13 protein-coding genes are annotated in these 13,858 nt (G+C 53.1%); 8 read left to right on the top strand and 5 right to left on the bottom strand.

Annotation, left to right across the window (positions count from 1 at the left end):
• Nucleotides 1–71 precede the first annotated feature (71 nt).
• Nucleotides 72–926, top strand: a complete 855-nt coding sequence (locus IR195_RS12940; RefSeq protein ID WP_125749280.1) for an ion transporter — start codon at nt 72–74, stop codon at nt 924–926.
• Nucleotides 927–987: 61 nt separating this feature from the next.
• On the top strand, nt 988–2,694 hold the full coding sequence (gene leuA / locus IR195_RS12935) for a 2-isopropylmalate synthase (protein WP_206047741.1): 1,707 nt from the start codon (nt 988–990) through the stop codon (nt 2,692–2,694).
• Between the two features lie 93 nt (nt 2,695–2,787).
• On the opposite strand, the gene epmB is transcribed toward leuA, so the two are convergent.
• Nucleotides 2,788–3,810, bottom strand: coding sequence for an EF-P beta-lysylation protein EpmB (epmB, locus tag IR195_RS12930; protein ID WP_206047740.1), 1,023 nt, complete (start codon nt 3,808–3,810; stop codon nt 2,788–2,790).
• A 119-nt stretch (nt 3,811–3,929) separates the two neighbouring features.
• Between epmB and efp the strand changes: the two genes are divergently transcribed.
• Nucleotides 3,930–4,496 carry an elongation factor P gene (efp, locus tag IR195_RS12925; RefSeq protein WP_038485642.1) on the top strand — a complete coding sequence of 189 codons (567 nt, stop codon included), beginning with the start codon at nt 3,930–3,932 and terminating at the stop codon, nt 4,494–4,496.
• Nucleotides 4,497–4,630: 134 nt separating this feature from the next.
• Nucleotides 4,631–5,611, top strand: coding sequence for an EF-P lysine aminoacylase EpmA (gene epmA / locus IR195_RS12920; protein ID WP_206047739.1), 981 nt, complete (start codon nt 4,631–4,633; stop codon nt 5,609–5,611).
• A gap of 16 nt (nt 5,612–5,627) precedes the next feature.
• Here epmA and asd read toward each other — a convergent pair whose 3' ends face one another.
• Genes asd through rsgA form a run of 3 tightly spaced genes read right to left on the bottom strand, consistent with a single transcriptional unit; the run spans nt 5,628 to nt 8,387 of the window.
• Nucleotides 5,628–6,461, bottom strand: a complete 834-nt coding sequence (asd, locus tag IR195_RS12915) for an archaetidylserine decarboxylase (RefSeq protein ID WP_125749268.1) — start codon at nt 6,459–6,461, stop codon at nt 5,628–5,630.
• A gap of 10 nt (nt 6,462–6,471) precedes the next feature.
• Nucleotides 6,472–7,314 carry a sulfurtransferase gene (locus tag IR195_RS12910; RefSeq protein WP_206047738.1) on the bottom strand — a complete coding sequence of 281 codons (843 nt, stop codon included), beginning with the start codon at nt 7,312–7,314 and terminating at the stop codon, nt 6,472–6,474.
• Nucleotides 7,315–7,367: 53 nt separating this feature from the next.
• Nucleotides 7,368–8,387 (bottom strand): small ribosomal subunit biogenesis GTPase RsgA, encoded by a 1,020-nt coding sequence (rsgA, locus tag IR195_RS12905; RefSeq protein WP_125749263.1) that lies wholly within the window; start codon nt 8,385–8,387, stop codon nt 7,368–7,370.
• A 146-nt stretch (nt 8,388–8,533) separates the two neighbouring features.
• Between rsgA and orn the strand changes: the two genes are divergently transcribed.
• Nucleotides 8,534–9,127, top strand: a complete 594-nt coding sequence (gene orn / locus IR195_RS12900; RefSeq protein WP_206047737.1) for an oligoribonuclease — start codon at nt 8,534–8,536, stop codon at nt 9,125–9,127.
• 18 nt (nt 9,128–9,145) lie between these two features.
• Here orn and queG read toward each other — a convergent pair whose 3' ends face one another.
• Nucleotides 9,146–10,258, bottom strand: coding sequence for a tRNA epoxyqueuosine(34) reductase QueG (gene queG, locus IR195_RS12895; RefSeq protein WP_125749257.1), 1,113 nt, complete (start codon nt 10,256–10,258; stop codon nt 9,146–9,148).
• 95 nt (nt 10,259–10,353) lie between these two features.
• On the opposite strand from queG, the gene IR195_RS12890 reads away from it, so the two are divergent.
• From IR195_RS12890 to IR195_RS12880, 3 genes are read left to right on the top strand one after another with little or no spacing between them, the layout of a single operon-like run.
• Entirely contained in the window at nt 10,354–11,847 is a 1,494-nt protein-coding gene (locus IR195_RS12890) for an NAD(P)H-hydrate dehydratase (protein ID WP_206047736.1), read from the top strand.
• 11 nt (nt 11,848–11,858) lie between these two features.
• Nucleotides 11,859–12,356, top strand: coding sequence for a tRNA (adenosine(37)-N6)-threonylcarbamoyltransferase complex ATPase subunit type 1 TsaE (gene tsaE, locus IR195_RS12885; protein ID WP_125749251.1), 498 nt, complete (start codon nt 11,859–11,861; stop codon nt 12,354–12,356).
• Between the two features lie 50 nt (nt 12,357–12,406).
• Complete coding sequence (locus tag IR195_RS12880; protein WP_240645195.1) at nt 12,407–13,840, top strand: N-acetylmuramoyl-L-alanine amidase; 1,434 nt, start codon at nt 12,407–12,409, stop codon at nt 13,838–13,840.
• Nucleotides 13,841–13,858: the final 18 nt, after the last annotated feature.

Below are 13,858 nucleotides of genomic sequence, written 5' to 3'. Positions count from 1 at the left end.
TCACTTGTATAGTAAGTACGTGATTTTAGTATAAAGTGGTACCGTTAACCGTTTTAGAGACTCCCTGTTCCATGAGTGAACCATTCAATACCTGGCAAGCCCGCTTCGAAAAGCTGCGTTCAAACAAGCTGTTTGAAGGCGCTGTGATTTCCATCATTGTGATTTCTGCCTTAGTAATCGGCGCGAAAACCTATGAAGAAACCTCCCGAATAGAGCAGTGGCTGCTTTATCTTGATATTGCCGTAACCGTGTTCTTTCTGATTGAGATTTTGATCAGAATGGCAGCCGAGCGCAACTTAGTCAGCTTTTTTAAGAAGGGTTGGAATGTTTTCGATTTTCTGATAGTGACCGCTAGCCTGATCCCCATGGACGACTCAGAGATGGTGCTGCTGGCACGGTTGCTGCGAATTTTCCGTGTTTTGCGCTTGGTGTCGATGATTCCTGAGCTGCAAATGTTGTTGGGCGCGTTGGTGAAGTCGATACCCCGGATGGGCTATGTCGCACTGCTGATGTTTATCATCTTTTATATCTATGCGGCCTTTGGTAGCTTTTTATTCCATAACGTTGACGACTTCTTGTGGGGTAATATTTCCGTGGCGATGCTTACGCTGTTTCGCATCGCCACGTTTGAAGATTGGACTGACGTTATGTATGCCACCCAAGAAGTCTATGCTTGGAGCTGGGTCTATTATTTGACGTTTATATTCCTAACCGCGTTTATTTTCCTCAATATGATGATTGGTATCGTGCTCGATGTTATGCAAAGGGAGAGCGCGCAGATGGAGTTGGATAGCGGGGAAGGAGATTCTGCTCAGCTTCAAGCGTTGCGTAGCGACGTGCATACGTTAAAAGCCCAGCTTGATCGTATGGAGGCCGCCATGGCCCATAAAGGCACTGCATCAACTTCAAGTGACCAGGCCGACTAACCTAAAACTGGGTTGCCGAAAACAGGGCTGCCAACAACAGATTAACGACAGGAGCGACGCCATGATGCTGTCCGATCCCTCTAAAAAATATCGTCCCTTCGTGGCCGTTGAATTGCCTGATCGCCGTTGGCCTAACCAGCGCATCGAAATGCCCCCTGTATGGTGCAGTGTCGATTTACGTGATGGTAACCAGTCGTTAATTGATCCCATGGATCAAGAGCGCAAGCAGCGCTTGTTCGACCTGCTGCTAAAAGTGGGGTTTAAAGAGATTGAGGTGGGCTTCCCATCGGCATCACAAACCGACTTCGACTTTGTCCGTTCATTGATTGAGCAGGATAAGATTCCTGATGATGTGACGATTCAAGTGCTGACTCAGGCGCGCCCGCATTTAATTGAACGCACGTTCGAAGCCCTTAAAGGCGCTAAAAATGCCATTGTGCACGTCTATAATGCCACAGACCCGATGTTTCGACGGGTAGTGTTTAATGTGGACAAAACAGAGTGCATTCAGATTGCTGTTGATGCAACGGCGCAAATCCGCGATTTAATGGCCGCTAATCCAGACACCCATTGGACTTTCCAGTACTCGCCCGAGCTATTCACCACCACGGAGATGGACTTTGCGGTGGAAATTGTCGAAGCGGTGATGGATACCTTCGGGCCTAGCATTGATAACCGGATGATCGTTAACTTACCGGCCACCGTAGAAGTCGCAACACCCAATAACTACGCCGACCAGATTGAATGGTTCTGTCGTCATGTTAAAAAGCGCGACACGCTGATTGTCAGTGTGCACCCGCATAATGACCGCGGTACTGGCGTAGCGGCAGCAGAATTGACGCTAATGGCCGGTGCTGATCGGGTGGAAGGTACGCTGTTTGGCAATGGCGAGCGTACTGGGAACGTGGATATCGTGACGCTTGCGATGAACCTTTATACTCAAGGCGTTCACCCGAACCTGGACTTCTCCAATATTACGCCCATTATGCGTGAGGTTGAGTACTGCAATCAGTTACCCGTCCATCCACGCCATCCCTATGTTGGCGACTTAGTATTTACCGCGTTTTCAGGCTCGCATCAGGATGCGATTAAAAAAGGCATGGCCGATCGTCGTGCTCATCCTGAGGCTCCTTGGGATGTCCCCTATTTACCCATCGACCCGCTGGATGTGGGGCGTAGCTATGAAGCAGTAATTCGCGTTAACAGTCAGTCTGGAAAAGGCGGTATTTCCTATCTGCTGGAACAGGAGCACGGCATAGAACTGCCGCGTCGTCTGTCGATTGAATTTAGCCAAGTCGTACAGGAAGTCGCTGATCGCACGGGGCGCGAAATTACCTCACAAATGATTTACCAGGCATTTGCTGATGAGTACTTAGAGCAGCATTCGCCGCTAGCGCTGATAAGTCATCGCCTTTCCTCTGAGCCTGAAAGCCCAAAAGTTGCGCTTGAAGCGATACTGGAAAGCCAAGGTGAGCGCCAAACGGTAACTGGTGAGGGTAACGGCCCCTTGGCCGCGTTTGTCAAAGCGCTGGTGGCTAGCGGCCAAGAGGTGGAAATAATTGATTACCATGAGCACTCCCGCGGACAAGGGGCCGATGCTGAAGCAATCGCCTATGTTGAGGTGCGCATTGATGGTAAGGCAGTGTTTGGTGTGGGCACCGACGAAAGCATCACCAGCGCATCGATGAAAGGTGTACTCAGCGCTATTAACCGTCACCACTCCAACCAAGCACCGGCTGCCAATGTTACGGCAGAAACGCTAGGGTAAATACCCGATTTGGACGTGATCGCTAGCAGACCTATAAGGAGGCGTTGGCCTCCTTATAGGCGGTTAAGGTAACTAGCTTGCTACCTGGTGATGCTAGAGAGGGGTTTTGCTAGCTTTGCCAGGCACTTCGCGCACTAAGCGTGGCATTAAAAAACCTGGCAAGTGTTCAAGTAGCTGCTTAACCAGTGCTTTGGCTTCCGCATCGGGGACGTCAAAATGGGCGGCACCTTGCACCGGGTCGACCACATGCAAATAGTAGGGCAGCACGCCCGCTTCAAACAGGCGTTCTGACAGCGTCGCCAAGGTGCTGACGCTATCGTTTATTCCGCGTAGTAACACGCTTTGGTTAAGCAGCGTCACACCTGCTTGTTTTAAACGTGTACAGGCATTGATGACCGCTTGGTCAATCTCATTGGCGTGGTTAATATGCAGTACCATGACTTTTTGCAAACGCGTCGCCGCTAGCCAGCCAACAAGAGCATCATCAATCCGGTCGGGAATCACCACGGGTAGACGTGTATGGATGCGTAGCCGTTTGAGATGCGGAATATTTTCAAGCTGCTCCACCAGCCACGCCAGTTGGCGATCGTTGGCGGCCAACGGGTCACCGCCAGAAAGAATCGCTTCGTTTAGGCTGGTATCGATGCGCAGGTAATCCAACGCTTCCTGCCACTGTGCTCTGGAAGGAGAGTTGTCACTGTAGGGAAAATGGCGCCGGAAGCAGTAGCGGCAGTTAATTGCACAGTTAGGGCTGGCAATTAACAGCACGCGGTTAGCGTACTTATGAATAAGCCCCTTAACCGGCTGATGCTCTGCTTCTTCTAGCGGGTCGGTGACGTAACCTTGCGGTGTTGCAGCTTCATCGCTTACCGGCAGTACTTGGCGGAGCAGAGGGTCATTGGGATCGTTGGGGGCAATGCGCGTAAGATAGGCGTCGGGAACACAGATCTCAAACAGCTGGTGCCCAGTAGCAGCACCAGGTAGCCAGCTGTCGTCCAAGTTTAAACGCTTGCACAGTGTGGCTGGGTCGCGAATCGCTTGGGAAAGCTGCCGCTGCCATGACGCGTAAATCTGGGTAGACTGGCGCTTATCAGCGATAATAATGTTCTCCTGCAAAAAAGCCCTCCTTCGGGTTATCATGCGCGCACTTATTAGACGACGTATACAACGACATTATCAACGGCGAAGCATGGCTTCGCGCACTACGTTACTGAAATAAAACACTGAGAGGCATCATGGCGAACTATTCTACCAATGAATTCAAAGGCGGTTTGAAAGTAATGCTCGACGGCGATCCTTGTTCTATCGTCGAGAACGAACTGGTCAAGCCAGGCAAGGGGCAGGCATTTAACCGCGTTAAGCTACGCAACTTGATGACTGGCCGTGTTGGCGAGCGTACTTTCAAATCCGGTGACTCACTGGAAGGTGCCGATGTCATGGATTTGGAGATGGAATATCTCTACACCGACGGTGACATGTGGTATTTCATGAAGACGGATGGCTCCTTTGAGCAGTACGCCGTTGAAAAGAAAGCGTTGGGCGATACTGAAAAATGGCTCAAGGAGCAGGTGCCTTATATTATTACGCTTTGGAACGATAAAGCGATTTCCGTTACACCGCCCAACTTCATTGAACTGGAAGTGGTTGAGACGGACCCAGGTTTGAAAGGCGACACTGCCCAGGGTGGTTCTAAGCCTGCCACGCTGTCATCCGGTGCGGTTGTGCGCGTACCGTTGTTTATCAACCAGGGTGAAGTGCTGAAGATTGATACGCGCTCTGGTGACTATGTTTCCCGAGCATAAGTGTTTCTCGAGCATAAGTGTTTCTCGAGCATAAGCGCTGCCGTGTGACCGGTAGTTAGTTAGCCGCGAAAGCATCTACTTGATAAAGCCACGTGATCACCATGCGTGGCTTTATAGCATTGGAGGGGGCGTAAATGACGGCTAGCTGGCAGCCAACGGCAAGTATCGAAACGTTGCGCGAGCGTGCGCGCTTACTCGCTGAGGTGCGTGCATTTTTTGCTGAGCGGGATGTGTTGGAAGTGGAAACGCCGGTGTTGGGGCAGGGAGGCAGTACCGATGTGCACTTAGTCTCGCTCTCTAGCATGGCACGTACGGATAAAGGCCAGCGTCGGCTATGGCTGCAGACGTCGCCCGAGTTTCATATGAAGCGCTTGCTGGCCGCAGGTAGTGGACCGATTTTTCAACTCGCTAAAAGTTTTCGTGATGGTGAAATTGGCAGCCGCCATAATATTGAATTCACTATGCTTGAGTGGTACCGCCCGGGGTTTACCCTGGCGCAGTTGATTGATGAGACGACCACGCTGGTTGCTAACATAATGCCGAGCTTCGCGGGCCCCGTGGTGCATTACCGTTACCGAGAGTTGTTTCATACCTACTTGGCGGTAGACCCCTTTACGACCTCTATTGACATATTGCGCACATTGGCTGCAGAGCGTGGCCAGATGCCGGCGCATGCGTTAACAGAAGAGAGTCGCGATACTTGTCTCGATTTGTTAATGAGTATGGTGATTGAGCCCACGCTTGGCCAAAATGAACTGAGCGTTGTGTTGGATTATCCTGCCAGTCAAGCGGCCTTAGCGCGCCGCCATCAAGACGCAGATGGTGAGTGGGTGGCCTCTCGCTTTGAGCTTTATATCAACGGTGTCGAGCTGGCAAATGGCTATGATGAGCTGGTTGATGCTGAGGAGCAGCGGCTGCGTTTCAGTGAGGATAATGCCGAGCGCCGCCGTTTAGGTTTATCTGAAGTGGATATTGATGAGCAGCTGCTCGCAGCGCTAGATCATGGAATGCCTGCAAGCGCGGGGGTGGCATTGGGTATGGATCGTCTTATTCAGTTGGCGCTGGGTAAGGCACGCCTGGAAGACGTGCTTACATTTTCAACAGCTAATTGTTAGCACTAATTTCTCGCGTTTAAGGCTCGCCCAGTGTTTGGCCCATTTGTACCTTGGCGCCCAGCGGGTTGTCTTCAAACGCGACTGGCTTGGCAAAGCACATCACCACCGTTGAACCCAGTTTGAAGCGGCCCATTTCAGCGCCTTTTTCAAGCGTGATGGGTTGCCCGAAGCGCATGCGCTGGGGGTGGCCTGAAAGCGGTGTCACTTGGCCTGCCCAGACAGTCTCGATCGCCGCGACGATCATTGCACCTACCAATACCATGGCCAATGGGCCGTGCTCGGTATCGAAAATACACACCAGTCGCTCGTTACGCGCAAACAGTCCTGGCACGTAGTTAGCGGTTGCTTGGTTGACCGAGAAGAGCCGCCCCGGCACATAAATCATCTCGCGCAGGGTACCTGTGACCGGCATATGTACGCGGTGGTAATCTCGTGGCGAGAGGTAAACCGTCGCAAAACTGCCGCCCATAAACTCTTCGGCTAGCGTGCTGTCGCCACCTAGCAGGGTTTGAGCAGAAAACGTGTGGCCTTTCGCTTGCACTAACTGGCCTGCTTGTAAGCGGCCGAACTGTGACAGGGTGCCATCAGCAGGGCTTAGCAGGCCTGCTCCCAAGGGGCGGGCATCGGCCTTCAACGCGCGAGTGAAAAAGTCATTAAACGTTGCATAAGCGCTGGGGTCTGGCTCCAGCGCTTGGCTCATATCCACATCGAATCGTTTGATAAACGTCTTAATTAACGTGTTCTTCACCGAAGGGGCATCGCACTTAGCGAGCTGACCCGTTAAGCGCGACAGCGCGTGGTGAGGAAGCGGGTACTGAATTAGGGAAAACGCTTTTTGGGAAACAGTCACAGTTGTATTTTCACTTCTCAATCGGTGTATCGTCGCGGTTGCCCCATTCGCCCCAAGAGCCCGCATAACCACGCATATTAAAGCCTAGTGCCTTGCCGACTAACCACGTGAAGCTACTGCGATGGTGGCTTTGGCAATGAGTAGCAATTTCCATGTCAGGCGTCAGGCCGAGCGCGCCTAGTTCGGTTATTAGCTCAGCGTAATCGCGGATGCGAAGCGCGCGATTGCGATCCATGGCGTTGAGCCAGTCCATGTTAACCGCTCCCGGAATGTGGCCAAGGTGCTTATTGTTGCCTTTTTCACCATCAAACTCGCCTTTAGAGCGAGCATCCCAAACAGCGAACTGCTTGTCTTCGAGCTTTTGTTTGATTTCATCGCAGGTGATTAAAGCATGCGGGTTTAAGATCTCCGCTCGGTATTCACTGGGTGTTGGGGCGGTGGATTCAGTGCTTTCTGCTAAGCCGGAATCTCTCCATGCATGGATACCGCCATTCAAATACGAGTAACGGGTGTGGCCGATTAGCTCCAGTGTCCATAGCAGTCGTGCCGCCCAGCCGCCGCCCTCATCATCATAAGCGACGACGTGAGTATCCCGGGTTAGGCCAAGTGCGCTGAACAGTCGTGAGAGAAACTCAGTGCTCGGCACATCGTTGGGTACCGGCCCTTCGCCACGCATTAGGTAGCGAAAATCAAGGTAAATAGCACCCGGTACATGGCCTTGGCGATAGCTATCGCCATTCACTGGGGCATCGATAATTAGCAGCTGTGGATTATCCAGGTGTTCTTGAAGCTGCTCGGGCTCAACAATCAGCGGCAGTAGGTTGGTTTCCGATGAATGGCTAGCGGTGCTCATTGACAGCTCCCTATGCTTAGCAATTGATATATCAGGCATCAAGCTAATAAAAATTATGCGTTTAAGCTATCGAGAATACGCCGATAGCTGGCAAAGCGTTCTGGATGAATCTTGCCTGCCTCGACGGCTTCTAGTAAAGCGCAGCCAGGCTCGTTGCGGTGGCGACAATCTCGGAAGCGGCAATGGCCAATGAACGGATGAAACTCAATAAATCCATCGGTCACTTCCTGTTCATCAAGATGGATCAAGCCAAACTCGCGAATACCCGGTGAATCAATCAGTTCGCCGTTAGCCACTTCGTCACTACTCATCGCATAAAGCCGAGCGGTGGTCGTGGTGTGAGTGCCTTTACGCGAATCTTCTGACAGAGCGCCAATACGCAAAGTTTCATCGGGTAGCAGAAGATCAATTAGTGATGATTTGCCCACGCCACTCTGGCCAACAAACACAGATGTTCGACCTTCAAGCTGCTGGCGCAGATCGTCTAAGCCTGTTTGATTGGCAGTTGTGGTGCGCACTACGGTGTAGCCCAGAGAGTGGTAGCGCTCAAGCAGCTCCCCTAGTTGGCCACCACCTTCTGGTAGCAGGTCGGTTTTGTTAAGCACTAGTACGGGGGCAATGCCTGTTGCTTCGGCGGCGACCAAATAACGGTCAATCAGATTGGGATGAGGAGCGGGCTCTACCGCAAAGACAATCAGCAATTGATCGATGTTAGCCGCCACGGGTTTAAGCTGGCCCCGCGGGTCTGGGCGCTTTAGCACGCTGTCGCGCTCCTCGCGGGCCACGACGACGCCAGAGCCATCCTGGCCTGCTCGCCAAATCACTCGATCGCCGGTGACCAAGCCATCTAGGTTGGCGCGAAGATGGCAGCGCACGGGGGTACCGTCGGCATCGCGTACTTCTAATGTTCGCCCGAAGTGAGCCATAACTCGGCCTGGCTGTTCGGCACCATATTCGCCAGCGGCAAGTTTTTCAGCGTCTTTCACATCGCGCTTTTCAGCACGTTGTGCACGTTCCGCTTGGACTTTATCGACTCGCCACTGTTGCTGGCGACTTAATTTACGTTTGCTCATGACCACCTGATGCTCGGTACAATAATGGCATTGTACTCATCTGGGCAGTCCACTGTCCTGTATTGGGTGCTGGTTAAGGCAATATAAGCCACACTTTAACTCTAATCGCCGTATTAAGTGGCGGTACCGGCTAAGGAATGAACGTAATGAGTGAGCAAACTGCTGACAACGCTATCCCGCGAGATGATTTGCTAGTGTGGATAGACTTGGAAATGACCGGTCTGGATCCAAACAAAGAGCGCATCATTGAAGTGGCCACACTGATTACCGATGCCGATTTAAACGTCGTAGCGGAAGGGCCGGTGATTGCGGTGAAGCAGCCTGATAGCCAGCTGGCACAAATGGATGACTGGAATCAGAAGACCCATGGGGAGAGCGGGCTGGTTGCACGCGTCAAAGCGAGCACTGTGACTACCGCTGAGGCCGAGCAGCAAACGCTCGATTTTCTGCGCCGCTATGTGGTGTCTGGCTCATCGCCTATGTGTGGCAATAGTATTCACCAGGATCGACGTTTCCTTGAGCGCGAAATGCCGCATCTTTGGGCATTTTTCCACTACCGCAATTTGGATGTATCGACCGTTAAGGAGTTGGCAAAACGCTGGAACCCGGGGGCCTTAGCAGGATTTAAAAAACAGAATGTCCATCTGGCGATGGATGACATCAAGGAGTCGATTGCCGAGTTGGCTCACTATCGCAGTACGTTCTTACGCCTCGAAACGCTAACAGATGAAGAGGAGTAAGGTCGTTTAGAAAAGTGGCTAAACGCCATCAGTGGCAATTTTCGCCCCGCGCTTGAGGCGCTGCTCCTCAAGCGCCCAAGCAACGTGCTCACGCACCAAGCTACTCGGGTAGGCTCTTCTGGCCCACAAAGCTGCCTCTACCGCGCGACTCCAGGGGGCATTGCCCAGTCCGATAGCGATATTACGCAGCCAGCGTTCGTAGCCAATACGCCGGATGGGGCTGCCTGCGGTTTTATCCAAAAATTCGTCTTCGCCCCAGGCGAACAGGTTAAGGAGGTCGGCGCGGTCAAGGTCATGGCGTGGTGCAAAGTCATCTTCCTGAGTAACGCGGGTGAAGCGAGTGAAAGGACACACCAACTGACAGTCGTCGCAACCGTAAATACGATTGCCCATGGCGCGGCGAAACTCAGTAGGTATCGCGCCGTGGAGCTCAATAGTCAGATAAGAGATGCATTTGCGCGAGTCGACGACCTTGTCATCGACAATGGCACCGGTTGGGCAGGCGGTGCGACAGGCGCTACAGCTGCCACAGTGCTGCTGGGTAAATGGTGTGTCGATAGGCAGTGGCAAGTCGGTATACAGCTCACCGAGGAAAAAAAGCGAGCCCGCCTTGGGGTTGAGTAACATGGCATTTTTACCAAACCAACCAAGGCCTGCTTTTTGCGCTAGGGCGCGCTCCATAACGGGCGCTGAGTCTACAAATGCGCGATAACCAAACGCGCCGACCTGCTGCTCGATTTTTTTAGCGAGTTGCGCCAAACGTTTGCGTATTAATTTATGATAGTCGCGGCCCAGTGCATAGCGTGAAACATAGGCACGGCTAGGTTGCCCCAGCACTTTGGTACTTTCTACTTCAGCGGGTAAATAGTCCATGCGCACACTAATAACTCGCTGGGTACCCGGCTCAAGCTCCTCCGGGCGGGTGCGTTTGGTACCATGTTTCGCCATAAAGCTCATGTCACCGTGGTAACCTTTTTCAAGCCAAGTAGCTAGGTGTTTTTCATGAACGGCTAGCTGAGTGTCTGTAATGCCGACTTGCTGGAAACCTAACTCTCGTCCCCATGTTTTGATCAGGGCTGCAAGGTGCGTTAAGTCATCATCAGATAGTGAAAAGGTGGTGGAGTTTTGCATGGTAAATCAACGGTAGCGCGTTAAGCGCGCTATGCTAACGCATAAGTGGTTATCAACCTACTAGTGCCCAACTGTCACCAGATTAAGGAGAGATCGTGCCCACGTTAAGTACTTCCTCGCTACGCCCCCTTTATACAGCGGCTCAGGTGCGTGAGCTTGATCGGCGTACAATTGCTGGCGGCATTGAAAGTTTTGCCTTAATGCAGCGAGCAGCCTCCAGCGCATGGCACAGTTTTCGCTCCCGCTGGCCGCATGCACGAAGTGTGACAGTGCTGTGTGGGAGCGGTAATAACGGTGGTGATGGCCATGTGCTTGCGGCGTTGGCCATGCAGTCCGGGCTTAAAGTGCAGCGCATTTCACTTAGGCCTTTAGAGGCGTTGACGGGGGATGTTGCCCGCGCTGCCGAACTAGCCTCAGCGGCGGGCGTCGGCTTGGACCAGTGGCAGTCAAACACCACCTTAGTGGGTGAGGTGATTGTTGATGCACTGCTCGGTACTGGGCTGTCGGGGGATGTTGCCGGAGAAATCAGGCAAGTGATTGAAGCGATTAATGCGTCGCATCAGCCGGTATTGGCGCTGGATATTCCCTCTGGAATCTCGGCAGACACGGGGGCTGCTATGGGGCTGGCCGTCAATGCGGCCTGCACGGTGACGTTTATAGGCGACAAAATAGGCTTGCATACTGGCGACGCACCCGCTTACACCGGCGAAATTGACTTTCGTCCGCTAGGTGTAAAAGCGCAAGCGTTTGTTGATATCCCACCTAGCGCATGGCGTTTGGATGATGAGCTTTTGGGTGAGGTGTTTACGCCGCGCCCCCGTATTAGTCATAAAGGTGATCTGGGGCATGTGGTGGTAATGGGCGGCGCACCAGGATTTGGTGGTGCGGCGTTGCTCGCCTCACAAGCCTCCGCACGTTTAGGCGCCGGCAAGGTCAGCTTGGCAACGGCGCCTGAACATGTGGCCGCCAGTTTGATGCGTTGTCCTGAGGTAATGGCCCACGGCATTCGCGGTGGCGCTGATGCAGCCCAACTGCCTTGCCAGGCAGATGTGGTCGTTGTTGGGCCGGGGCTCGGGCAGGGAGCCTGGGGGCAAGCGATACTGCAAAGTGCTTTGCAATCAGACGTGCCGTTAATTGTTGACGCGGATGCGCTCAATTTGTTGGCTAGTCGTTGGCCCAGTGTGCGTCGTGATAACTGGGTATTAACCCCGCATCCGGGGGAGGCGGCTCGGTTGCTAGGCTGTTCCGTCGCCGATATTCAGGCGGATCGCCCAGCGGCAGCCCGAGCCTTGCAGCAAGCACGGGGCGGTGTCGTAATTTTAAAGGGGGCGGGGAGCTTAGTGGCTGGCCCCAGTGGGTTAGTCATCTGTCCCTATGGCAATCCTGGCATGGCTAGCGGCGGCATGGGGGATGTGCTGAGCGGGATGCTGGGCACGCTGGTTGCTCAGAGCGACAATAGGGAGCGCGGAGCATGGCTTGGGGTGATGGTGCATGCGCTAGCAGGCGATGAAGCGGCTAAAGCAACGGGTGAGCGTGGCTTGCTGGCAAGTGATCTGGCATCCTATGCACGAGTGTTAATTAACCCGTGAAGGCGGCCTACATGCAAGTGCAATTGAATAATGAAGTGTCTCACGTTGCCTTTGGTGAGGCATTAGGGCAGGCGCTGCAAGGTCACGGGCGCGTTTATTTAGAGGGCGACTTAGGCGCAGGAAAAACAACATTAACGCGTGGTATATTGCGCGCTTATGGCTACCAGGGGGCGGTTAAAAGTCCTACTTATACCCTGGTAGAGCCTTACGAGCTGGGGGCGCAGCGGATTTATCATTTAGATTTGTATCGTTTAGCAGATCCAGAGGAGCTTGAGTTTATCGGCGGGCGAGATGTGCTTGCCGATGACGCGCTCTGTTTAATTGAATGGCCGAGCCGAGGTGAAGGTTGGCTCCCAGCGCCTGATTTGCGAGTGGCGCTGGAGGTAGCTGATCCTGGCCGCTTGGTTACGCTAGCCGCAGAAACTGACTTGGGTGAACGGGTGATCAGCGAGATGGTTAGCAAGCATGGCAGTGAAAAGCTTGAAAGTGGTGTGATTCAATGGCTATAACCAGTGCACTAAACTATCTGGCACGCAACGTGTCGCTTGGCTGTGTTCTTATGGCGGCAGGTGCTTCATCGCTGCAAGCGGCAACGGTAGAAAGCATGCGCTTGTGGGCGGCTCCTGACCATGCGCGTTTGGTGTTTGATTTGACGGCAGCAGCAAATGCTAATGTATTTTCCCTTGATAACCCATCTCGGTTAGTTATTGATCTTGATGAAAGTTACTTAGACACCGATGTATCTACGCTGCCACTGGATGGAAGCGCCATCGATGAAGTACGAACGGGGGTTCGGGACGGTGGGGGGCTTCGCGTTGTTCTGGAACTTAATCGCGACATATCCCCACGCCACTTTTCATTGCCACCCAACGACCAGTATGGGCATCGCTTGGTAGTCGATCTTGAGTATCCTGGCGAGAGTGCGGTCGAAAACCCCATTGATCCGATAGAGGCGATGATTCGCGATCAAGAAATCCTTGCCCAAAGGGCTAACACCCAGGCTCAGGCCCAGTCACAGGGGCAAGTGGTTGCTGAAGAGGTCGTGCCGCCAACAGTTGCACCAACGGCGACAGCCGTCCAGCCAGCTCAACCGCATCCTCAGCGGGATATTATTATTGCTGTCGATGCTGGGCATGGCGGTGAAGATCCTGGCGCGATAGGTCCTGCTGGAACGCGTGAGAAAGATGTCGTGCTGGAGATTGCACGACGCCTTGCCGCAGAAGTAAACGGTACACGTGGCTTTAAAGCGGTACTCATCCGCGATGGTGATTACTATTTGGGGCTGCGTCAGCGCACACAGCTTGCTCGGGATCAGAAAGCCGACTTTTTTGTATCGATACATGCCGATGCGTTTACCAGTCCGCGACCCCAGGGAAGCTCTGTTTATGCACTTTCCCAGCGAGGCGCAACGTCTGAAACTGCCCAATGGCTGGCGAATAGCGAAAATCGCTCCGACTTGATTGGTGGTGTTGACGGCAGTCTTTCTTTGCGTGACAAAGATCAAGTGCTACGAGGTGTGTTGCTAGACCTGACGATGACGGCAACGTTAAATGATTCGCTGTCGATTGGTGGTCAAGTCCTCGACCAATTAGGCCGTGTCAACCGTCTCCACAAGTCTCGTGTTGAACAAGCGGGTTTTATGGTGCTTAAGTCGCCCGATATTCCGTCGCTACTGATCGAGCTTGGCTTTATTTCTAACCCTGATGAAGAGCGCCGCCTGCGTGATCCGGCCCATCAGCGTGCGTTATCAACGGCTATCTTTAGTGGTTTGCGTGATCACTTCGAGCGTAATCCGCCGCCAGCAAGTCTATTAGCGTGGCAGCGCGATAATCAGCGTCGTCCGAGCGGTAACGAGTACCGTATCCGGTCGGGGGATACATTGTCAGCTATTGCCGTACGCCATGGTGTGCCAGTGAATCAGCTGAAGCAGGCCAACGATATTAACGGTGACGTGATTCGTGTTGGTCAAGTGCTACGCATTCCACGTTCATGATCATAAGTTTCCGAGGTG

Origin of the sequence: Vreelandella venusta, assembly GCF_015689495.1 — a bacterium.
Classification (GTDB): Bacteria; Pseudomonadota; Gammaproteobacteria; order Pseudomonadales; family Halomonadaceae; genus Vreelandella; species Vreelandella venusta.
The sequence above is the reverse complement of the archived record's forward strand: the minus strand, read 5'-3'. Positions and strand labels throughout refer to the sequence as shown.